This window comes from Vibrio metschnikovii CIP 69.14 (genome assembly GCF_000176155.1).
Lineage (GTDB): Bacteria > Pseudomonadota > Gammaproteobacteria > Enterobacterales > Vibrionaceae > Vibrio > Vibrio metschnikovii.
In genome coordinates this window covers 474,507-496,361 of the sequence record NZ_ACZO01000006.1, presented here as the reverse complement: position 1 = coordinate 496,361, position 21,855 = coordinate 474,507, and the positions used below count along the sequence as shown (strand labels likewise).

The window sequence follows — 21,855 nt, the reverse complement described above, 5'->3', positions numbered from 1 at the left end:
CAAAGAGCGAACCGCCAATGCAATATAAATTACTGCAGGACAAGCTTTTTGTTTTGGTTTAGATTGCCTAGCTGACATTAACCAGTCTCAACAATAACGATATAACTATGGTATCAGAACATAAAATAGCGGATGCAAGCTTCGAGAGCCTTTTACGTATATTCACCGTACCAGAAGGACCAGATTCAACTCTGACTCGTATTGAAGAAGAATTATCACGTAATTTAAACCAATTCTTACGTGAGCATATTGTGGCAGAAGAAAAGCCGCTTAAAGAGATAGAAAAAGACTTTTCCAATCCGCACATTCCTGAAGCGCCAGAGTTTGTCTCAGAGCATACTCAACATTTAATGGATACGTTAGTGGCTCAATCGGTGCATACGGCATCGCCCAGTTTCATTGGCCATATGACTTCAGCATTACCTTATTTTTTAATGCCGCTGTCAAAAATCATGATTGCTTTGAATCAAAACTTAGTAAAAATTGAAACCTCGAAAGCATTTACGCCACTTGAACGTCAAGTATTAGGCATGTTGCACCGTCTTATTTATGCTCAACAAGACGAGTTTTACCAACAATGGATGCACAGTGCCGCCCATTCTCTTGGCGCATTTTGTTCAGGGGGCACCATTGCTAACATTACCGCGCTCTGGGTCGCACGTAATAATGCACTGCAAGCGAGAGAGGGTTTTGGTGGCGTAGAAAAAGAAGGCTTATTCAAAGCCATGCTCCACTATGGTTATCAAGGATTAGCGATTTTAGTCTCTGAGCGCGGCCACTATTCACTAAAAAAAGCTGCTGATATTTTGGGCATTGGCCAACAAGGCTTAGTCACTGTTCGTACTGATAATAATAATCGTCTTTGTCCCGATGATCTGCAGTTGAAGATTAACCAACTCAAATCACAAAATATTCATCCCTTTGCCGTTGTCGGTGTTGCAGGTACAACTGAGACGGGAAATGTCGACCCACTAAGAGCCATCGGTGAAATTTGCCAAAAAGAGCAATGTCATTTTCATGTCGATGCCGCTTGGGGTGGTGCCACCTTAATGTCGAGTACCTATCGCCACTTGTTGGATGGTATTGAACTGGCCGATTCTGTAACCATTGATGCCCATAAGCAAATGTATATCCCAATGGGTGCCGGAATGGTGTTATTTAAAGACCCTCATGCAATGAATGCGATAGAACATCATGCGCAATATATTTTACGCAAAGGTTCTAAAGATTTAGGCAGTCATACCTTAGAAGGATCTCGTTCTGGGATGGCGATGCTTGTCTATGCGAGCATGCATATTATTAGTCGTGCAGGTTATCAACTATTAATTGATCAAAGTATTGAGAAAGCGCGTTATTTTGCTGATCTGATTCAATCACAAACAGATTTTGAACTCGTTTCAGAACCTGAGCTTTGCCTGCTCACTTATCGTTATGCTCCTGATAACGCTATAAAAGCACTGACAATCGCTGATGAAAAAGAGAAAACTGCGCTGAATCATTTGCTGAATGAATTAACTAAATACATTCAGAAGAAACAGCGTGAAACAGGTAAATCGTTTGTTTCTCGCACACAACTCAATCCGGCACGTTGGCAAGGTTTAGATACCTTAGTCTTTCGTGTCGTATTGGCGAACCCGCTCACGACTAGGTCAATTTTACACTCGGTCTTGCAAGAGCAAAGGGACATAGCCCAAACAGCCACTCAATTACTTGCCCAGATAAATCAGTCGAGTCAAAGCATTATTAGCTCACAGGCTTAAAAACTCGGGCAAATTTGCAAAACAATAACGACGAATAAAAAGAAAGAAATAAATGAAAATTTCTTTCTTTTTATTGTAACTCGCCCATCATAATCCATCGATAAACGACGCTTTTAGCTCTTTTTCCCGATTAAAAGTGTAGTTTTCATGAAATTTAGTTTGAGGCTTGTCATATTCTCACTATTTGATAGTGTGTTTACTTTATGATTTATGACCGCTTGGGTTTATACTCGCGTCATGGCGTTGGTAAATGTGTCCCTTGTCGAAATAATTCATTTTTATGATGACAAGACACCTAAAAATCCCAATGAGTTGTTCTCTAGGCCCGCGTGAACACTATGAATACATTAGAAAAAATACAAAAAAATCTAGAAAATTTCAGCAAATCGGAACGTAAGGTAGCTGAAGTGATCATGGCTTCCCCGCAAACCGCGATCCATTCCAGTATTGCGACGCTGGCCAAAATGGCCGATGTTAGTGAACCAACGGTGAATCGCTTTTGTCGTCGACTCGATACCAAAGGTTTCCCTGATTTCAAGTTACACTTAGCGCAAAGTTTGGCAAATGGTACGCCTTACGTGAATCGCAATGTGGAAGAAGACGATGGTCCTGATGCGTATACCCATAAGATTTTTGAATCGACCATGGCGTGTTTGGATGTTGCAAAAAATAGTCTCGATCCAATGCAAATTAATCGAGCGGTTGACCTATTAACACAAGCGAAGCGCATTTCGTTTTTTGGTTTAGGCGCTTCATCCTCCGTTGCGCGTGATGCACAAAACAAATTCATTCGTTTTAATATTCCAATCTCTTGTTTTGAAGATATTGTTATGCAGCGGATGAGCTGCATTAACTGCACTGATAATGATGTGATCGTCCTCATTTCTCATACCGGGCGGACAAAAAGCCAAGTCGAAATTGCTAATCTTGCACGAGAAAATGGCGCAACGGTTATTGCAATTACCGCAAAAGACTCGCCGTTAGATAAAGCGAGCTCTTTATCGATTTGTCTTGATGTCCCTGAAGATACCGATGTTTACATGCCGATGGCGAGTCGAGTTGTGCAGATGACGGTGATTGATGTGTTAGCGACCGGTTTCACTTTGCGCCGAGGTTCTGGTTTTAGAGAAAACCTCAAACGCGTTAAAGACGTGTTAAAAGACTCTCGCTACGATAAATTATCACAGTTTTAATTCTTTTTTCTCTCCCCCAACCTAAAAAGAGAATGGAGCTATTCATGGTCATAAGATGAATAGCTCCATTCTCTTTCTACTTTTTTAGCTTCCTTGTTCACTTCCTTCGACAAGGCGAGAATTATAAATCCACTGCAATCTTTTCTCGGTAACCAAAGGCGGGATAATATTCTGCGTTTCTGATTTAGAACATGAACAAACTTGACGTAAAATATACACTAACCTCTCATGAGTTAACGGAAGTGGATTGCCTTTGATCGCTTGTGAGCGCAGAGCATCCGTAGCGACTTGCTCGAAAGAAGTCGAACACACGCCAAATTGACTCAACGTTGGTAGTGGTAATTTGTCGAGCATCATTTGTACCCACAGAATACTATCATCAATATTGACATTTTTACGCTTCGTTAATAATTGAGCGATTCGGTAATAACGCTGTAAAACATCCGCTCGCTGAGCCTTTTTCGCCGCATGAATATTCTCTCTCATAACATAAGGGGCAAGACGAGCGGTGATCACGCTGTGCGGTGCGTCGAGCTTACCTCCCAACGCAGAGGCCAATCCATGGGCAGCACCTAGCTTAGCGTTAGTGATTGCCATCCCGCCCAACATCGCAGCAAAAGATAAATCCTCACGAGCAGGTTTATCATCTAAACAACACGCAGCAAGCGTTGAACGTGATAAACGGCGCAATCCCTCTTCACAGATCATATCCGTTAAAGGATTGGGATCACCACAAACGTAAGCCTCCATGAGATGAGTAAAAGCCTCCATTGCACCACGGCCAGACGTATAACGATCAGTGCCGTACGTTAAACTCGGATCGATAATCGCCATCACTGCCAGCATATCTGGGCTACGTAAACTCACTTTGACTTTGTCCTGTCCAGATTTTAACACTGCGTTTTTCGTGACTTCAGAGCCGGTACTGGCGGTGGTTGGAATCGCAATAAATGGCAGTGGCTTAGCTTTGAGTGGCACATTACGACCAACGACCTCAACATAATCATACACATTTCCTTGATTAGGAATAATCGCCGCTAAAGCTTTGCCCATATCTAAAACGCTACCGCCACCGATAGCAATCACTACTTGTGGTTGAAAGCGTCGTCCGACAATTGCCGCTTCTTCTACCATAGTAATATTGGGCTCGCCATGGATCGCGACATGTTGATACGGCATCTTTTGCTGTTGCAAATAATCACTGATCATTTGAGCACGTTGCACGTTTTTACCTGAGACCAATAGAACGCTGTAACCGTATTGATTGATCAGCGATAGCGAGTGTTGCAGTGCACCCGCACCGAATACAATTCGATTCGATGTTATAAACTGGAACATGTGCCCTCCGCCCAATCACTCTAACAGTATTGAGTGTGCTTCTCTTTGTAAAAAAATTTTTTGACTCAGTGCAACCTGTTGCTAAATAACTCAAACTTCATCTCAGACTATGCACGACATCACAATAGATGGTATGACCATCGCTGCTTTATTTAACTTGGGCATAAATTATCCAATCAATTTTACCTATTAAAACAACTGGTAAATGACACTTTATTTCCTAATTCGAATCGGGCATAGTGGCGCAAACGAAACAGAGGAGAAAGTGATGTTCGTAGTGATTTTTGGCCGCCCGGCTTGTCCATATTGTGTCCGTGCAAAAGAGCACGCAGAAACCTTAAAAGCGAAACGTGATGACTTCAACTACCGTTATGTTGATATTCATGAAGAAGGCATTACTAAGGCTGATCTAGAAAAAACCGTGGGTAAACCGGTTGAAACGGTGCCACAAATTTTTATTGATCAAGAGCATATTGGCGGCTGCACTGAATTTGAAGCCTATGCAAAAGAGCATTTAGGTCTATTTGACGAATAAGCTTTCGATACACCATTTCTAATCTTAGTCAACCCGCTGATGTTTAGCGGGTTTTTTAATGGATTATTTATTAAAAAATGACCTTGCCCTGAAAAATTTCACTTATCTTTTTGCCTATTTACGCTACAATCGTCACAATTTAATCATCCTCCCCTTGCATGCCAACATTGAGCTAAATTGTGAATATCGACGTCGTACTGTTGTTAGAACAAAATCCCATCTTATTGATCTTCGTTGTCCTCGCCATTGGCTTGGCATTTGGCAAAATTCGCTTTGGCAGTTTGCAATTAGGCAACTCCATCGGCGTGTTGATCACGTCTTTAGTGATGGGACATCTGGGCTTCTCGTTTAATGCCGAAGCATTAACGATTGGTTTCATGTTGTTTATTTATTGTGTGGGGATTGAAGCGGGACCAAACTTCTTTGGTATCTTCTTTCGTGATGGTAAACACTACTTAATTTTAAGTTTAGTGGTGTTAGTCACTGCCACCAGTTTAACCTATTCCGCCAGTCATTTTTTTAATCTCGATTACGGCTTAGCCGCTGGGATGATGGCCGGAGCGTTAACGTCGACTCCAGTGTTGGTTGGTGCACAGGATGCCCTGAACTCTGGACTGGCCAATATTCCTCGTAATATGGATCTGACCTTGATTTTAGAAAATGTCTCGGTCGGCTATGCGATGGCGTATCTGATTGGCCTGATCAGTATGATCATGTTTGCGAAGTTACTACCCAAATTACAAAAACAAAATCTCTCTGATTCAGCGCAACAAATTGCTCAAGAACGGGGAATTGGCGGCAGCGGACAACGTAAGGTCTATTTGCCGATCATTCGTGCTTATCGGGTTGGCCCTGAGCTAACCAATTGGATTGATGGCAGAAATTTACGAGAGCTTGGTATCTATCGTCAAACTGGATGCTATATCGAGCGTATTCGTCGTAATGGTATTCTTGCCCACCCTGATGGTGATGCCATTTTGCAAGAAGGCGATGAAATTGCCTTAGTCGGTTTTCCTGACAGTCATGCGCGCCTTGATCCGAGCTTTCGTAATGGTAAAGAAGTGTTTGATAGAAACTTACTTGACCTACGGATCACTGAAGAAGAAATTGTCGTCAAAAGTGACAGTATTGCCGGAAAAAGGTTGTCTGATTTAAACCTCTCGGAATATGGCTGTTTCTTGAACCGCGTGGTGCGCGCACAAATTGAAATGCCGATGGATCTCGATATTGTGCTGGCGAAAGGCGATGTACTTCAGGTCAGTGGAGAAAAAAGTCGTGTTAAAGGGCTAGCCGAACGAATCGGGTTTATCTCTATTCATAGTCAGATGGCCGATCTCATGGCTTTTTGTAGCTTTTTCATTTTAGGGATTCTCTTTGGCTTAATTACCATGACCTTTGGTCAAGTCTCTTTTAGTCTGGGCAATGCCGTCGGCCTACTTTTGTCCGGTATCTCGCTTGGTTTTTTACGTGCCAACCATCCAACCTTTGGTTATGTCCCGCAAGGTGCATTAAACATGGTCAAAGATCTAGGACTGATGATATTTATGGTGGGTATCGGCTTAAGCGCCGGTGGACGGATGTTTGAACACTTAACTGAAGTTGGTCCGCAAGTGATTGGCTTAGCGTTTATCGTGAGTGTTGTCCCTGTGGTCTTTGCTTATCTGGTCGGGGCGTACCTATTAAAAATGAATCGCGCTTTACTTTTTGGAGCGATCATTGGTGCTCGTACCTGTGCTCCGGCGATGGATATCGTGAATGATTATGCCAAATCGACCATTCCAGCGCTTGGCTATGCAGGCACTTACGCGATTGCCAATATTTTGATGACGCTTGCTGGTACCATTTTGATCATTCTCAGCTAAAACGGTTCAATCAATGGGTATCGTTGAATCGTTGAAAGGAATAAAAGCTAAACAAAAAAGGCGCATAAAGCGCCTTTTTTACTATCTTTACTATCAGAACGGATATCGATTAGATATCGATCACATCAAACTCAACTTCTGGACTGACATCGACATCGTAATCAACACCCTCAACACCAAAGCCAAACAGCTTGAGGAACTCTTCTTTGTAGAGTTCATAATCTGTTAACGTCTTTAGGTTTTCAGTCGTGATTTGTGGCCATAACTCACGGCAGTGCTGCTGAATATCTTCACGCAACTCCCAATCATCGAGACGCAGACGATTATGATCGTCCGTTTCTGGTGCTAAACCATCGTTTTTATACAAACGCTGGCTAAACAAACGATAGATTTGCTCCATACACCCTTCGTGGATGCCTTCTTCACGCATTTTCTTAAAGACCATTGCGATGTATAACGGCATAACGGGGATCGCCGAGCTGGCTTGAGTGACAACCGACTTTAATACGGCCACATTAGCGCTGCCTTGCTTAGCGGCTAATTTTTCATTTAATGCTTGCGCTGCGCGATCTAAATCCATCTTCGCACGACCCAATGCACCATCCCAATAAATTGGCCAAGTCAGCTCAGTACCGATGTAGCTATAAGCAACGGTTTTACAACCGTCCGCTAAAACGCCCGCATCATCAAGCGCCTGCATCCACAACTCCCAATCTTGACCGCCCATCACGGTGATGGTGTCGTTGATTTCTTGTTCAGTGGCAGGTTCAACGCTGGCTTCGATAATGATGTCTTTATTGGTATCAACCGCAGTAGCGGTGTAGGTTTCACCGATTGGTTTCAGGGCTGAACGAACCACTTCACCGCTATCTGGCATTTTACGTACCGGAGAGGCCAATGAATAAACCACTAAATCAATTTGACCTAGGTCTTGTGTGATCAACTCAATGGCTTTTTGCTTAGCTTGATCAGAAAAGGCGTCACCATTAAGGCTCTTAGCATATAAACCTTCTTGGTGAGCTAACTTATCAAACGCGGCAGCATTGTAAAACCCAGCGGTTCCGGTTTTCTTTTCCGTACCCGGTTTTTCAAAAAAGACGCCAATCGTTGCAGCACCACCAGCAAAGGCGGCAGCAATACGTGAAGATAAGCCGTAGCCACTGGAGGAGCCAACAACCAGCACACGTTTTGGTGCATTCTTAATTGGGCCTTGTGCTTTAGTATAAGCAATTTGTTCTTTTACGTTCGCTTCACAGCCCACTGGATGAGTGGTTGTGCAAATGAATCCACGAATTTTAGGTTTGATGATCATATTCAACTTCCTTCAAAAATCTCGGTTAGGATAAAAGTTTCAGCGCCACTTCGCATCTTATTTCTGCCCAAAAGCACTTTTTTACTGAGTGGTTGGAGCTGTTCTTAACCTAAATGGTTCAGGATCATCCTATCTTAAACACGCAAGACAAGACCAATCACAAAAAATCAGCGCTACTGTACCATTAACAGCAAAAAAATAAGGCCTCAAAAGAGGCCTTACAACATTAGCAAATTAAATAGGATGAGTTACGCCACATTATTCAATTTTGGTGGGTTAACGTTGTGAGTGCGCACTTCGCTTAAATCATGGCTGAAGTGGTCCACTTGAATCGCTTTCGAACGCAGTTTGTCTGCGGCTAAAATCGCTTCAACTTCATTGTCAGTCAAGACACCAGCCGCTTTCGCTTGAGCAAGACGCTCGGTCAAAGGTCCTTTACGAGCCACTTTACCTTCTTTCACCGCTTTGTTCATTTGTCGCTCCAACCCTTTCACACTATACATGGCAAGGAAGGCACTCTCCATTAAACCCACACTATCATCTTCATCTTTGCCGATGTAACACAAATGGGTTAGGCGATCACGATGCGCTCCCGGCGTCATTAGACTTTCAGCAATCTTGACCGTTAATGTATCGCTAGGCGCTTGATAGTGATTGCCTAGTGGGAATATTAATCCTTTCAATAATCCACCGACCGCTTTAATCGGATAATTACGATAAGTATCACTCAGGGCTTTGGCAGCATGATGTAAACAATGTTGCATTGCGTAGTGCACATAATCGAGATCCGTTTGTTGACGGCCTTCATCTTCGTAACGCTTCAATACCGCTGACCCCATATAAAGGAAGCTCAGTGCATCCCCCAAACGCGCGGAGATCATCTCTTTACGTTTCAACTCACCGCCCAAGGTCAACATAGCAAAGTCGGCGCTAACCGCTAAGGCACGGCTTAAACGGGTCATTTCTTTATAATACCCTTGGGTCGGCCCACTCATCTCTGCTTTGATGAATCGTGAACCCGTCAGAGCAGCACCAAAAGCACCAAAGGTATTTTTGACTGCATGACCAATGTGTTTAAACAATAACTTATCAAAATCCTTCGCGGCTTGTTCGCTATCTGGGTTAGCAGCCGCTTCCATTTCTTTGAGAACATAAGGATGACAACGCGTCGCACCTTGACCAAAGATCATCAAGTTACGGGTCAGGATATTGGCCCCTTCCACCGTAATCGCAACGGGTACGCCAAGGTAATGGGTCGATAGGTAATTCATAGGCCCATCTTGAATCGCACGTCCTGAATGAATATCCATTGAATCGTTTAAGATGGTTCGCGCCATTTCTGTCATATGGTATTTAGCAATCGCGGTAATGATCCCTGGGCGCTCTTTCATATCGAGAGAAGTTGTCGTCAACGTCCGCGTTGCTTCGAGTAGGTAAGTCAAACCACCAATTCGACCGAGCGCTTCTGCAACGCCTTCAAACTTACCGATCGACATACCAAACTGCTTACGAACATAAGCATAAGCTCCTGTAGTACGAGAAGTGAGATGACCAATCGCCGTGCCGAGAGCCGGTAAAGAAATACCCCGCCCAGCAGAAAGACACTCAACCAGCATGCGCCAGCCTTTACCAGCATAGTCCACGCCACCAATCAGCCATTCCATCGGAATAAAGACATCATTACCACGAGTTGGTCCGTTCATAAACGCTAAACCGAGCGGGTCATGACGCTCACCAATTTCCACACCGGTATGGTTGGCAGGAATTAAAGCACAGGTGATACCGAGTTCTTTTTTATCGCCAAGCAATCCATCCGGATCGTTCAGTTTAAACGCTAAACCAAGTACGGTCGCCACTGGTGCTAGTGTGATATAACGTTTGTTCCAACTTAAACGAATACCTAATACTTCTTTACCTTCATGCTTGCCGTAGCACACGATACCTTGATCAGGAATGCCGCCAGCATCTGAACCCGCTTCTGGGCCAGTTAATGCAAAACACGGAATGTCGGTACCATCAGCTAAACGTGGCAACCAATAATCTTTCTGCTCTTGAGTACCATAATGAGAAAGCAGTTCACCAGGGCCTAGTGAGTTAGGCACCATGACCGTGACAGCAGCACTGATACTGCGCGTCGCAATGCGTGATACGATGGTTGAATTGGCCAGCGCCGAGAATTCACGACCACCATATTCTTTAGAAATAATTAATGAGAAGAAGCGCTCTTTACGCAGATAATCCCATACCTCTTTGGGTAGGTCACGATCGTGTTTGATGATTTTATGGTCATCAATCATACCGAGTAGCGTTTCAAGCTCATTATCCATGAATGATTGCTCTTCCGCCGTTAGAGTTGGCTTAGGATAATGATGTAGCGTTGTAAAGTTAGGCTTACCAGAGAACAACTCCCCATCCCACCATACGCTTCCGGCTTCCATGGCTTCTTTTTCGGTTGCAGACAGCGGAGGCAACACTTGCTTAAAGAGTTTGAAAGCGGGGTCACTAATCCATTTTCTTCTTAGAGAGCTCATAATTCCGATCCTTTTGTTCACTGGTTAAGATTTATACTTATTATAGTTTCGTTTGGTTCAATTATTTGGCCGCCACTCCAGCAGCTAAATAAGGAATAATCTGGTCAATCATGGAGTTAGCGTCAACTTTAGCCGCAAAATCATTTTCAGCAATTTGCGCTAAAGCTTGGCTGGATGCCATGGTAAAAACACAGGTCCCAAGGGTAAAATGCAGCCGCCAAAACAGCGTCTCGCGAGTTAAATTGGGGTTTGCCTTCATCACTGATTGAGTAAATAAGCTGAGAACGTCGTCATAACGAGTGGTGATAAACCAACGCAAATGACCTTGTACATCGGTATAACCTCGGCCAATCAACAGCATGAAACGACTGGTACCGCTTGGGCGTATTTGACTCAACGCTTTTAAGGGACCACGTAACGATTCAAAGACTTCTTCCATGCTGTAACTTTCTTGCTCATTCAACGCCATCAATGACTGTTTAACGGCTGGCATAAATGCTTCTAAGTAACGATTTAGTACCGCTCGTACCAGCGTTTTTTTGTCACCAAAGTGATAATTCACCGATGCCAGATTGACGTTAGCTTTACTAGTAATAGTACGAAGAGAGGTATCATTAAAACCATGCTCAGCAAATAGCCCTTCTGCTACATCGAGTATTTTTTCTTTGGTACTGCTCTTAGGGGCCATTTCAATCATCCGTATCAAACAACTGTTTGAAATATACCTTTGAAACACGAGATTAACAAGCAATTAACATCACACTTTTTAAACATGGTCCGACCAGATAGTCGCCATCATATAAAATCCGTGATAAATCAACATAACTTCTCTGCATTTCAGGTTCTCGAGCAAGAACAAAGGAAAATAATCATTTTTTTTGAACATTTTTCTATTATTTGGGAACTCTTTGTTATTCATCCAGTCTGACTTAGTGTAGTTGGTAGAGCATTCAGAGTTTTACGGCCGTCGAACTTTCTTGGTCACTGGCAACTACACGATACCGATACGACTTGAAGGTTGAGCGAATCCCGTCGATGCTTCAAGTGGCAAGGTAAATGCTGCTTTTTCCTTATTAACTCCTATGTTTGTATCCGCCCAGTTCATTTTATTCTGGGCTTTTTTTTGCACCTCATACCGCTAATGGCTAAGAAAGCGTATAATGCTCTGCTGACTTGTTAATACCCCATGAATTCATGAAGCTCTCTCATAGCCCAATCACCCAGCATCGCTTTCAAGGTGTGGATTTCTATTTAAAACGTGATGATAAATTGCATCCACAATTTTGCGGCAATAAAGCACGTAAATTTCTTGGTCTACTCGAATTGGAAGCGCCAGCGATCACCACTTTAATTAGCTATGGATCCGTGCAAGCGAATTCTTTGTATTCACTAGCAGGACTCGCGGCGATCCGTGGTTGGAAATTAGAATATTATGTCCATCGGATCCCTAAGTGGCTCCAACAACGGCCAACCGGTAACTATCGGGCAGCGCTCGAACTAGGTGCGCAGGTTATCAGCACTGAAGATCAAGCTATCTCACATCCCTATGATTACATCGTTCAACAACGTAAACCGGATCAAGATTGTCTATTTATTGAAGAAGGTGGTCGATCACCTTTAGCAGAATATGGAGTCAAACAGTTAGCACTTGAATTACTTGAATGGATCCAGCAGCAACCTAAGCAACAATGGATCATTGCCCTACCTTCAGGCACCGGAGCAACCTCACTCTACCTACAAAAGGCACTGCAACCTCATGATATCCAAGTAATTACTTGTCCTTGTGTCGGTGGTGCGGATTATTTACGCCAGCAATGGCAACAACTCGCAGATACGCTTTATCCAACGATTATCGAACCTTCGCATAAACATCATTTTGGTCATTTATATCGCGAGGATTATCAAATTTGGCAGCAGCTCTATGAGCAAACTCATGTTGAGTTTGATTTGCTGTACGACCCATTGATGTGGCGTTGCCTACTTGATTGGCTACCGGATCACCAACCATATTCGTTGATCTATATTCACCAAGGCGGGTTGTTAGGTAATGAAAGTATGCTACCTCGTTATCAGCGTTTGTGTGGGGAATAAAAGATAAAACGAGAAAACATCTGCAGCCGACAGAGATACTTTGAAAGCAAAAAAGTAGAAGCTGCAGTTTGATGGGGTAGTATACCAACGGTTACCCATCTAGCTGCAGCCCCAACGGACAAGCCCCGTCAATTAGGTCGCTAATCTATCCTGTGGCTTGACTTTCGGTAATCCGATCGAAATTAAGGTGGTCAGTAACAAGAAAGCAAAGGAAACCCACAAGCACGCGGCTAATCCCCACTCTTGAAATACCCAACCGGATAAAATGGTGCCAATCAAGCGCCCCATCGCATTGGCCATGTAGTAAAAACCAACATCCAATGACACCCCATCTCCTTTGGCATAACTGACAATTAAATAAGAATGCAAGGAGGAGTTAACCGCGAAAATCGCACCAAAAAGTAATAATCCACCGATGATCACCACTTGCGGGTGCCATTGGGCCTGAATACTGTAAGCAATCACTCCAGTGACGAAAGCCAATAAAGCGGCCCACCCCATGGCAGAACGACCATCCGGCACTTGACCAGAAGCACTACCGGTGATTTTCGGCGCAAACCCTTGGATAACACCATAGCCAATTACCCACAAGGCTAAAAATCCGCCCACGGCACTGTGATCCCAGCCAAATACACTACCAAGATAAATCGGTAAAGCGATCACAAACCAGACATCACGAGCTCCGAATAAGAACATCCGCGCCGCCGATAAAATATTCACGCTACGTGATTTGGAAAAAATTTCTGAAAATTTGGGTTTATTTTTGGCTTTGCCAATATCGGCTTGTAGACTAACAATACTGCCAACAAAGACGACCAATAATACGCCAGCCATCGCCAGCACTGCGTATTGAAAACCGATCAGCGAGAGCAAGACACCACCAAGGAAAAAACCAGCGCCTTTCAACGCATTTTTTGACCCCGTCAGAATAGCTATCCATTTATATAACGCCCCTTGTGCATTATCTGGAAGCAACGTTTTAATGGCACTTTTTGCACTCATTTTATTGAGATCTTTGGCAATACCAGAGAGCGCTTGTGCTGCCATCACTAACGGGATCGTCAACCACGCGGCAGGTACGGCTAACATTAATAATGCGATGATTTGCATACCTAAGCCAATATTCATGGTGCGATTTAAGCCAAGCCTTGCACCAAGCCAGCCACCAATTAAGTTGGTCACCACGCCAAAAAATTCATAGAACAAAAATAACGAAGCGATCGCTAACGTCGAATAACCTAAATCATAAAAATACAGCACCACCAACATACGCAATGCGCCATCGGTAATGGTAAAATTCCAGTAATTGAACGTCACCAACATATATTGGCGCACACTGTTATTGAATTGGGACAACATGGATGATCACTCTTTTTGAAAAAGAGCTGCATCAATGCAGCTCTTACTAGGGGTTATTGACCAACAAACTGATGAATATAATCGACCTGATCCGCTTTAGTGAAAGCGCCTGGACGTAGGGCCTGTACCTTGGCAATGATCGTTTCCAGTGGCCAGCCCTTCTCAAGCAAAACATGAGCAGCTAATAATCCCGTACGACCCGAACCACCCATACAGTGCAACGCCACTTTATCACCATGACCTAAGGCTTTATGTACTAAAGGCGTAATGTGTTGCCAGCGAGCGTGGAAAGCTTCATCCGGTGCACAATCATCAGCGATTGGGGCATGCAACCAAAGCAGTCCGGCTTTCTCTACCTCTTCTGGCAATTGGCCAACGCCATGTTCTTGCATCTCTTGTTGGCTCAGCGCCGTCACCACGACCGTGACCCCCTGTGCTTTTAATTGCGCAATACTTTCGGTCAGCGCCGTTTGTTTTGTGCCCGGACAAGGCGTGAGTATTAATCCCGCCTGATCAGTAACCGGCAGTTCCCAAGTTGGATGTGTCATTGCCTTCTCCTTATACTGAACCAACGTTACGCACCAGTTCAGCGGTACGCGTTGCGTAGCCCATTTCGTTATCGTACCAAGCGTAAATTTTCACCATCCGTTTACCCACCACCATGGTTGATAAAGCATCAACAATCGTTGAACGCTGATCGCCTTTATAGTCAATCGATACCAATGGACGTGTTTCAAAGCCTAAAATACCTTGCAGTTCATTCTCTGATGCCGCTTTAAGCAAAGCATTAACCTCATCAGCGGTGGTATCACGTTTAACATCAAAAATAATATCGGTCAGTGACGCATTAGCGAGTGGTACTCGTACCGCATGACCATTAATTTTGTCTTTCAGATCAGGGAATATTTCGACAATCGCGGTTGCCGAACCAGTCGTTGTTGGGATAAGGCTCATCCCACACGCACGAGCACGGCGCAGATCTTTATGCGGCGCATCTAAAATGGTTTGAGTATTGGTTAAATCGTGAATGGTCGTAAATGAGGATTGCTCGATGCCTAATTTTTCATGAATCACTTTAACAATCGGCGCAATGCAGTTGGTCGTGCACGATGCCGCAGTAACAATTCGGTGTTGGTCTGGGTTAAAAATATGATCGTTAACACCGACGACAATGTTCGCTACACCCGGCTCTTTTACTGGAGCGGAAACCACCACACGCTTGACGCCTTGAGCGAGATACAGATTAAGTAACTCCGTTTTACGATGTTTACCCGTCGCTTCAATCACCACATCACAATCTGACCAATCTACGGCATCGATGGCTTTTTGTTGGGAGGTTTGAATTTTATGTTGACCAATAATGATGCTGTCGCCATCAGCCAAGACAGGGTGATGCCAACGACCTTGCACAGAGTCAAACTCCAATAAGTGTGCCAACGTTGCCGCATCGCCAGCTACATCATTGATCTGCACAAATTCCAGCTCTGGCCAATCATAAGCCGCGCGCAATGCCAAACGGCCAATACGGCCAAAACCGTTAATTCCTACTTTAATCGTCATGATTTATTTCCTTAATAATGATGAAGTTATCCAAGCCATTTGCAATCGATTCAAATCGCAAGGTGATAATTAGGCACAACATAGCGGACGTGATTTCATCGCCGTCAAACGTTCAATATCAAGCTGGTATTCCGCTCGTAAACAATTTGAATCCACTAGACCTTGGATCTGTTTTTTCATCCAGCCAGGTAGCTGATCAGATAAGCGATAAAATACCCACTGACCTTGACGGGCATCGACGACAACGCCACTCGCTCTTAATAAAGCAAGATGACGCGATATTTTGGGCTGGCTCTCTTCTAATGCCGCCGTTAACTCCGCGACGCAGAGGTTCTGTTCACGAGCAATCATTAATAGACAGCGTACTCGAGTTTCATCAGCCAATAGTTTAAAAAATTGATGAGGTAACATAAGCTCACAACCTTATATGGATATGTGAATATATTAAGTTCATTATTATCCCTGTCAATCCTCAACCAACGGTTGTCATGAAATTTTCATATTCAAAAAGATCATCTTGGTAATGCCATTAGAACGTCATACTACCGTGCTAGCCTACGCTAACGGGTTGAAAAACTCGCTTCTACCACCCCCTCCTCTCCCTACGCTGTCACATGATTGTCATATAACTTCCATTTTACTGTCATACAAACCACCCAAAATCCGTTTTAGTTAAACCAAACACAGCCGCAACTTGAAAGGCATGATGCCAAAGCGGTTAACAACGTGAATGAACGAGGGAAATACTATGAAGTTTGGACGCAACGCGCTATTGCTTGCCTCAACCGTCGCCACGGCTATCTCAGCACCTGCAATGGCTCGTGAAACTATCCAAATTGCTGGCTCATCGACTGTGCTGCCATTTTCATCAATCGTTGCTGAAGAGTTTGGGCAAACTTTTGCTCAATTTAATACACCGATTGTTGGATCAGGTGGCTCAGGCGGCGGCCTTCGCCAGTTTTGTCAAGGTGTTGGTGTCAACACCATTGATATTGCTAACTCTTCTCGTGCTATCCGTCCCAATGAGCTTGCAAACTGTAAAGCCAACGGCGTGAATGAAGTCATCGAAGTGAAAATCGGTTATGACGGTATTGTCTTTGCTTCACGCACAGACAGTGGCAGTTTTGCACTAAAACCTGAACATGTTTTTAAAGCAGGCGCAGCGCAAATTCCTCAAAACGGTAAAATGGTTAATAACCCTTACACTAACTGGAAACAGATTGATCCTTCACTACCGGATCAAGATATCTTATTGGTCATTCCTGGATCTAACCACGGCACCCGTGAAGTGTATGAAGAAAAAGTTGTCCACCCGGGTTGTGCAACGTTTGCTGAAGTCAAAGCCATGGATAGCAAAGCCAAAGAAAACTTCTGTAACGCGATTCGTACCGATGGACGCGTAGTGGAAGTCGCTGGCGACTATACAGAAACACTGGCTCGTCTCGATGCACAGCGTAACGCATTAGGTGTATTTGGCCTCAGCTTCTATGACCAAAACCGTGACCGCTTAAAAGTGGCAACGGTCGATGGTGTCACTCCAAGTTTAGAGACCATTTCAACGGGTGAATATCCGGTATCTCGTCCTTTATTCTTCTATATCAAAAATGCCCACGTTGGTGTTGTCCCTGGCCTACTTGAATACGCTCAATTCTTCGTCAACGAACAGATTGGTGGCATGGGTAGCCCATTAGAAGAAGCTGGCCTAATCCCAATGGATGACGCTGAGCGCGCGCAAGTTTCAAACGATATTCGCAACCGTAAGACTTTATAAATAAAGTAATAATTCAGTAAGAGAGGCATTAACGTCTCTCTTACTATTGCTTTTAAAAGGTAATCACAATTATGAATAATATGATGCTAATGGTGGTACTACTGGCAGTCATGGCTTTGGCTTATCAGCTCGGGCTCGTGCGCAGTAAAAGAGTGGCATCAACCAGCAGCGGGCAGACTCAACGCCTGCATTCTCGTCCAGTTTATCACGGTGTATTGACCCTACTTTGGGCTGTCGTACCCGCTTTTTTAGTGTTTGTTTTATGGACGATATTTTCCCCTAATTTCATTCAAAACTTAGTGCTCAGCAGTATCCCCAGTGAGTTTCAACCCGCTACCGCCGATCACGCTCGCGTATTGATGAACCAATTGAATAACTTAGTCAGCGGCTTTGCCGTAGTGAGTGAATTCAGTGATTATCAAATCGCGGCGGCTGAATACCTACAACAAGTACAATTTACGAGTCACGTTATCTTAAGTAGCTTAATGGCAACGTTAGCGGCGACGGGCGTCGTCTTTAGTACCCGTCGTATTCGTCCAGATCTGCGAGCTCGTAACCACGTTGAACGTGCGTTGCACATCGTACTTATTCTTTGTTCTGGTGTAGCCATTCTGACGACGATCGGCATTGTGCTATCAATGTTGGGAGAAGCCTTTCGCTTTTTTAGCTTTGTCGACCCACTCGATTTCTTTTTTGGTACGACATGGAATCCACGCTTCTCAACCGTAGGCACCAGCGGCCAAAGTGGTTTTGGTATGCTGCCGCTGCTAGCGGGAGCGTTCATGATTGCGCTTATCGCTCTTGCCGTCGCCATTCCAGTCGGTTTGATGGCCGCGATCTACTTAGCCGAATATGCCCCAAGTCGAGTTCGCTCTGTGGCAAAACCGATTATCGAAGTGCTGGCAGGGATCCCAACCATTGTCTATGGCTTCTTTGCCTTGATCACCGTCGGCCCTTTTCTGAGTGGAATAGGCGAAATATTAAATATTGATATTCGTGCCACGTCAGCCCTAACTGCAGGGGTCGTGATGGGGTTAATGATCATCCCGTTTATCTCTTCTCTTTCGGATGACATCCTCACCCAAGTTCCCAAAGCCTTAAGAGATGGCTCGCTGGGTCTAGGAGCGACAAAATCAGAAACGATACGTAAAGTCGTTTTGCCCGCGGCATTGCCGGGCATTACCGGAGCCGTACTACTCGCCGCCAGCCGTGCGATTGGCGAAACCATGATCGTCGTGTTGGCTGCAGGCAATAGCCCGGTATTAACGGCCAATCCTTTTGAAGCCGTATCGACCATGACCGTGACGATCGTCAATCAATTAACCGGCGATCTGGATTTCTCTAGCCCACAATCACTGGTGGCCTTTGCCTTAGGGTTAACGCTGTTTGTGATTACCCTATTTCTTAACGTCATTGCGTTAGTCATCGTACGTAAATACCGCGAACAATATGAGTAATTTCATGGACAGTATTATGCCAACCTCAACTCAATCAATGAGCGATACGAATAAGCTACGTGAGAAAACGCAACTGCGTATTGCTAAATCACTCAAAAAACGCCACGCCAGTGAACGTCGTTTTAAAGCGTTTGGTATGGGAGCTGTTGGCTTAGCCCTCAGCTTTGTATTGATTCTGTTTGTTTCCGTTTTTTCCAAAGGTATTCCTGCTTTTTGGCAAGCGACGGTAAGTTTGAACGTTTATTTCGATCCTGAGGTAATCAATATTGAGCCGAAACCCGTTCAGCTCAGTGGCGAGTCCGCGGGTGAATTTCAACAACGGATGCTCGCTTGGCAAGGTCAAGTGGGGATGGTCAATTTCAACCGAATTATCGTCAATAGTTTAGCCAAAGAAATACCCGAAGCGCCCCGCTATCAACGTGATGCTTTACGCTTAATCACTAGTGGTGAACGTTTCGCACTGCGCGACATGTTAGTCAATGACCCGTCATTGATCGGTAAAACGCTACGCTTAGATTTATTAGCCGATGCGAATGTCGATGTGTGGTTAAAAGGCAATATTGATCGCGATTTACCCGACTCGCGCCAGCAATTAAGTGCTCGCACTCGGGCTTGGGCTGATGAACTGGCAGACCGTGGCGTGATTCAGAATAAATTCAGCACCGCTTTATTTATGAATGTCGACTCACGCAGCTCTTTAGCGTCGGCTGGCTTAGCGGGTGCGTTTATGGGTTCGGTGTTTATGATGCTGATCGTCATGGTGCTCTCAGTACCGATCGGGGTGGCTTCCGCCATTTATTTGGAAGAGTTTGCGCCGAAAAACAAACTGACGGATTTTATTGAAGTGAACATTAATAACCTCGCCGCCGTTCCTTCAATTGTGTTTGGTCTACTCGGTGCATCGGTGTTTATTTTATGGTTTAAACTACCGTTATCCGCACCGTTTGTCGGCGGTTTAGTGTTAACTCTGATGACACTGCCAACGGTGATTATTGCAACTCGTTCAACCTTAAAAGCGATTCCGCCATCGATCCGTCAAGCAGCGCTAGGTATTGGCGCATCAAAAACTCAAGCGGTATTTCACCACGTGCTGCCGCTGGCTCTTCCAGGAATTTTAACCGGCGCGATTTTAGGTATCGCACAAGCATTGGGCGAGACCGCACCGCTGTTATTAATCGGTATGAACTCGTTTGTTGCCAGTATTCCAAGTACGCCGATGGATCAGTCAACCGCTTTGCCAGTACAAATTTTCTTATGGCAAGGTAATGAACTCCGTAACTTCTTTGAAGCAAGAACCTCTGCTGCAATCATCGTATTGCTAGCATTAATGATCAGTCTGAATGCGTTGGCCATCTGGTTACGTCGACGCTTTGAAACACGGTGGTAACCCAACATGATAAGTGAAGCAGTAATGAATAAACAGCCGATGATTAACCCTGATATTGTGCGTAAAGCATCGTCATCCACTGCGGTAAAAAGTACCAAAATGGCCGCCCGTGATGTCAAAGTGTTCTATGGTGAATCACAAGCCTTGCATGGCATCAATATGGATATTGTAGAAAATGAAGTCGTCGCTTTTATCGGCCCTTCCGGCTGTGGCAAATCGACCTTTCTACGTTGTTTAAATCGCATGAATGACACCATTGATAGCGCACGCGTTGAAGGCTCTGTCACCTTGGATGGGCAAGATATCTATCACCCTAGCCTTGATGTCGTACAACTCCGTGCGCAAGTGGGGATGGTATTTCAAAAACCGAATCCATTCCCAAAATCAATCTACGAAAATATTGCTTATGGGCCTCGTTTGCACGGTTTAGTCGATAATAAAGCCGACTTAGAAGAAATTGTTGAAAACAGTTTACGCCGTGCAGGACTGTGGAATGAAGTCAAAGATCGCCTTTCTGCTCCAGGGACAGGGCTGTCTGGTGGTCAACAACAGCGCCTTTGTATTGCGCGCGCGATTGCCGTCAATCCTGAAGTTATCTTAATGGATGAGCCTTGTTCGGCACTCGACCCTATTGCGACCTCAATCATTGAAGATTTGATTGATGAACTGAAAGGCAGCTACACCATCGCGATGGTCACGCACAATATGCAACAAGCAGCGCGCGTCTCCGATAAAACCGCATTTTTCCACATGGGTAATCTCGTCGAGCTTAATGATACACGAGAAATATTCACCAACCCGCGTGATAGCCGCACGGAAGATTACATCACGGGTCGCTTTGGTTAATTAACAACTTTTCAGGAGAGATTTATGCCAACTCATCGTATTGATGGGCACACCTCACACAGTTACAACAGCGAATTACGCTCGATTGTCGATTCTGTGGTTAATATGGGCGACTTAGTGATAGAACAGGTTCGCCACGCACTCAATGCCTTCATGACTGGTGATACTCGACTCGCTAAACAGGTAATAGAAAATGATCATCAGATCAACCTGCTCGAGCTAAATATCGACCAAAAATGTGTGGATATTCTCGTCAAACGTCAACCTGCAGCGCGAGATTTACGAGCAATTTTTTCCATCATGAAGGCAATCATGGATTTAGAGCGGATTGGTGATCAATCAAAACGCATTGCCAACGCCGTATTGCGTTTAAAAGATCAGCATCCAGGAAAGAAAAATTACTTTGAGGGTATCGAACTGCAAGAAGATGAGTTCGAACAAATCAACGCTCACGTGATTAATATGCTACAAAAATCCATGGATGCGTTTCATGATATGAATGCCGAAGCGGCCTTAGAAGCCGCAATGTTGGATAAGCATATTGATAACAGTTATAGCGAGATTTTACGCCAAAACAACCAAAACATGCTGCTTAATTGTACTCATTTCCAAACTATCTTAGAGATCACTTGGATAGGCCGTGCCGTGGAGCGAATTGGCGATCATGCACGCAACGTTTGTGAATATACTATCTACTTTGTCAAAGGTTTAGATGTCCGCCATAAGACCGACCAAGAGATGGCTGAACTACTGGCTAAAAAGTATTAGTTCTCTCTGACTCGACGAACGCACTCAATCTGAGAGCTCTGAGAAAAACAGCCATTTCTATACCGAGATGGCTGTTTTTTATTGA

The 21,855-nt window shown here is 44.4% G+C and carries 18 protein-coding genes; 10 read left to right on the top strand and 8 right to left on the bottom strand.

Features of this window, described 5'->3' with window-relative positions; all coding sequences use genetic code 11:
* Positions 1-107: 107 nt before the first annotated feature.
* Together panP and VIB_RS05785 are read left to right on the top strand one after the other, a co-directional pair.
* Positions 108-1,760, top strand: coding sequence for a pyridoxal-dependent aspartate 1-decarboxylase PanP (gene panP, locus VIB_RS05790; RefSeq protein ID WP_004395037.1), 1,653 nt, complete (start codon positions 108-110; stop codon positions 1,758-1,760).
* A gap of 338 nt (positions 1,761-2,098) precedes the next feature.
* The gene (locus tag VIB_RS05785; RefSeq protein WP_004395036.1) at positions 2,099-2,953 is read left to right on the top strand and encodes a MurR/RpiR family transcriptional regulator; all 855 of its coding nucleotides are present in this window, start codon (positions 2,099-2,101) and stop codon (positions 2,951-2,953) included.
* Positions 2,954-3,037: 84 nt separating this feature from the next.
* Here the strand turns inward: VIB_RS05785 and VIB_RS05780 are convergent, their stop codons facing one another.
* Positions 3,038-4,291: an iron-containing alcohol dehydrogenase gene (locus tag VIB_RS05780; RefSeq protein ID WP_004395035.1), complete on the bottom strand. Its 1,254-nt coding sequence runs from the start codon at positions 4,289-4,291 to the stop codon at positions 3,038-3,040.
* 268 nt (positions 4,292-4,559) lie between these two features.
* Here VIB_RS05780 and VIB_RS05775 point away from each other — a divergent pair, with 268 nt between their 5' ends.
* Both VIB_RS05775 and VIB_RS05770 read left to right on the top strand, forming a co-directional pair.
* Positions 4,560-4,826 carry a GrxA family glutaredoxin gene (locus VIB_RS05775; protein WP_004395034.1) on the top strand — a complete coding sequence of 89 codons (267 nt, stop codon included), beginning with the start codon at positions 4,560-4,562 and terminating at the stop codon, positions 4,824-4,826.
* A gap of 179 nt (positions 4,827-5,005) precedes the next feature.
* The gene (locus tag VIB_RS05770) at positions 5,006-6,688 is read left to right on the top strand and encodes an aspartate:alanine antiporter (protein WP_004395033.1); all 1,683 of its coding nucleotides are present in this window, start codon (positions 5,006-5,008) and stop codon (positions 6,686-6,688) included.
* Positions 6,689-6,797: 109 nt separating this feature from the next.
* Here the strand turns inward: VIB_RS05770 and fabV are convergent, their stop codons facing one another.
* The 3 genes from fabV to psrA all read right to left on the bottom strand — a co-directional run bounded on the left by fabV (position 6,798) and on the right by psrA (position 11,219).
* Positions 6,798-8,000, bottom strand: a complete 1,203-nt coding sequence (gene fabV / locus VIB_RS05765; protein ID WP_004395032.1) for an enoyl-ACP reductase FabV — start codon at positions 7,998-8,000, stop codon at positions 6,798-6,800.
* 248 nt (positions 8,001-8,248) lie between these two features.
* Positions 8,249-10,531 (bottom strand): acyl-CoA dehydrogenase, encoded by a 2,283-nt coding sequence (locus VIB_RS05760; protein WP_040904228.1) that lies wholly within the window; start codon positions 10,529-10,531, stop codon positions 8,249-8,251.
* A gap of 61 nt (positions 10,532-10,592) precedes the next feature.
* Positions 10,593-11,219, bottom strand: coding sequence for a TetR family transcriptional repressor PsrA (gene psrA, locus VIB_RS05755; RefSeq protein ID WP_004395030.1), 627 nt, complete (start codon positions 11,217-11,219; stop codon positions 10,593-10,595).
* A gap of 506 nt (positions 11,220-11,725) precedes the next feature.
* On the opposite strand from psrA, the gene VIB_RS05750 reads away from it, so the two are divergent.
* Positions 11,726-12,622: a 1-aminocyclopropane-1-carboxylate deaminase/D-cysteine desulfhydrase gene (locus VIB_RS05750; protein WP_004395029.1), complete on the top strand. Its 897-nt coding sequence runs from the start codon at positions 11,726-11,728 to the stop codon at positions 12,620-12,622.
* Between the two features lie 132 nt (positions 12,623-12,754).
* On the opposite strand, the gene arsJ is transcribed toward VIB_RS05750, so the two are convergent.
* The 4 genes from arsJ to VIB_RS05730 form a co-directional block, all read right to left on the bottom strand.
* On the bottom strand, positions 12,755-13,981 hold the full coding sequence (arsJ, locus tag VIB_RS05745) for an organoarsenical effux MFS transporter ArsJ (protein ID WP_004395028.1): 1,227 nt from the start codon (positions 13,979-13,981) through the stop codon (positions 12,755-12,757).
* 53 nt (positions 13,982-14,034) lie between these two features.
* The gene (locus tag VIB_RS05740; RefSeq protein ID WP_040904227.1) at positions 14,035-14,529 is read right to left on the bottom strand and encodes a cyclin-dependent kinase inhibitor 3 family protein; all 495 of its coding nucleotides are present in this window, start codon (positions 14,527-14,529) and stop codon (positions 14,035-14,037) included.
* A 10-nt stretch (positions 14,530-14,539) separates the two neighbouring features.
* Positions 14,540-15,541: an ArsJ-associated glyceraldehyde-3-phosphate dehydrogenase gene (locus VIB_RS05735; RefSeq protein ID WP_004395026.1), complete on the bottom strand. Its 1,002-nt coding sequence runs from the start codon at positions 15,539-15,541 to the stop codon at positions 14,540-14,542.
* Between the two features lie 69 nt (positions 15,542-15,610).
* The gene (locus VIB_RS05730) at positions 15,611-15,952 is read right to left on the bottom strand and encodes a metalloregulator ArsR/SmtB family transcription factor (protein ID WP_004395025.1); all 342 of its coding nucleotides are present in this window, start codon (positions 15,950-15,952) and stop codon (positions 15,611-15,613) included.
* A 337-nt stretch (positions 15,953-16,289) separates the two neighbouring features.
* Between VIB_RS05730 and VIB_RS05725 the strand changes: the two genes are divergently transcribed.
* The 5 genes from VIB_RS05725 (at position 16,290) to phoU (ending at position 21,770) form a co-directional block, all read left to right on the top strand.
* Complete coding sequence (locus VIB_RS05725; RefSeq protein ID WP_004395024.1) at positions 16,290-17,312, top strand: substrate-binding domain-containing protein; 1,023 nt, start codon at positions 16,290-16,292, stop codon at positions 17,310-17,312.
* 71 nt (positions 17,313-17,383) lie between these two features.
* Positions 17,384-18,769, top strand: coding sequence for a phosphate ABC transporter permease subunit PstC (gene pstC / locus VIB_RS05720; protein ID WP_004395023.1), 1,386 nt, complete (start codon positions 17,384-17,386; stop codon positions 18,767-18,769).
* A gap of 4 nt (positions 18,770-18,773) precedes the next feature.
* Entirely contained in the window at positions 18,774-20,156 is a 1,383-nt protein-coding gene (gene pstA / locus VIB_RS05715) for a phosphate ABC transporter permease PstA (RefSeq protein ID WP_224214055.1), read from the top strand.
* Positions 20,157-20,180: 24 nt separating this feature from the next.
* A complete protein-coding gene (gene pstB, locus VIB_RS05710; protein ID WP_208855678.1) occupies positions 20,181-21,002 on the top strand; it encodes a phosphate ABC transporter ATP-binding protein PstB in 822 nt (273 codons plus the stop codon).
* A gap of 24 nt (positions 21,003-21,026) precedes the next feature.
* Entirely contained in the window at positions 21,027-21,770 is a 744-nt protein-coding gene (phoU, locus tag VIB_RS05705) for a phosphate signaling complex protein PhoU (protein WP_040904226.1), read from the top strand.
* The last annotated feature ends 85 nt before the right edge of the window (positions 21,771-21,855 follow it).

What these genes read in the sequence shown, in the direction of transcription:
- VIB_RS05735 (WP_004395026.1), bottom strand. Translation starts at nt 15,541, where the DNA reads ATGACGATTAAAGTAGGAATTAACGGTTTTGGCCGTATTGGCCGTTTG.
- VIB_RS05785 (WP_004395036.1), top strand. Translation starts at nt 2,099, where the DNA reads ATGAATACATTAGAAAAAATACAAAAAAATCTAGAAAATTTCAGCAAA.
- VIB_RS05780 (WP_004395035.1), bottom strand. Translation starts at nt 4,291, where the DNA reads ATGTTCCAGTTTATAACATCGAATCGAATTGTATTCGGTGCGGGTGCA.
- VIB_RS05730 (WP_004395025.1), bottom strand. Translation starts at nt 15,952, where the DNA reads ATGTTACCTCATCAATTTTTTAAACTATTGGCTGATGAAACTCGAGTA.
- pstA (WP_224214055.1), top strand. Translation starts at nt 18,774, where the DNA reads ATGGACAGTATTATGCCAACCTCAACTCAATCAATGAGCGATACGAAT.
- VIB_RS05750 (WP_004395029.1), top strand. Translation starts at nt 11,726, where the DNA reads ATGAAGCTCTCTCATAGCCCAATCACCCAGCATCGCTTTCAAGGTGTG.
- VIB_RS05760 (WP_040904228.1), bottom strand. Translation starts at nt 10,531, where the DNA reads ATGAGCTCTCTAAGAAGAAAATGGATTAGTGACCCCGCTTTCAAACTC.
- psrA (WP_004395030.1), bottom strand. Translation starts at nt 11,219, where the DNA reads ATGGCCCCTAAGAGCAGTACCAAAGAAAAAATACTCGATGTAGCAGAA.
- VIB_RS05725 (WP_004395024.1), top strand. Translation starts at nt 16,290, where the DNA reads ATGAAGTTTGGACGCAACGCGCTATTGCTTGCCTCAACCGTCGCCACG.
- VIB_RS05740 (WP_040904227.1), bottom strand. Translation starts at nt 14,529, where the DNA reads ATGACACATCCAACTTGGGAACTGCCGGTTACTGATCAGGCGGGATTA.
- pstB (WP_208855678.1), top strand. Translation starts at nt 20,181, where the DNA reads ATGAATAAACAGCCGATGATTAACCCTGATATTGTGCGTAAAGCATCG.
- pstC (WP_004395023.1), top strand. Translation starts at nt 17,384, where the DNA reads ATGAATAATATGATGCTAATGGTGGTACTACTGGCAGTCATGGCTTTG.
- phoU (WP_040904226.1), top strand. Translation starts at nt 21,027, where the DNA reads ATGCCAACTCATCGTATTGATGGGCACACCTCACACAGTTACAACAGC.
- panP (WP_004395037.1), top strand. Translation starts at nt 108, where the DNA reads ATGGTATCAGAACATAAAATAGCGGATGCAAGCTTCGAGAGCCTTTTA.
- VIB_RS05775 (WP_004395034.1), top strand. Translation starts at nt 4,560, where the DNA reads ATGTTCGTAGTGATTTTTGGCCGCCCGGCTTGTCCATATTGTGTCCGT.
- arsJ (WP_004395028.1), bottom strand. Translation starts at nt 13,981, where the DNA reads ATGTTGTCCCAATTCAATAACAGTGTGCGCCAATATATGTTGGTGACG.
- fabV (WP_004395032.1), bottom strand. Translation starts at nt 8,000, where the DNA reads ATGATCATCAAACCTAAAATTCGTGGATTCATTTGCACAACCACTCAT.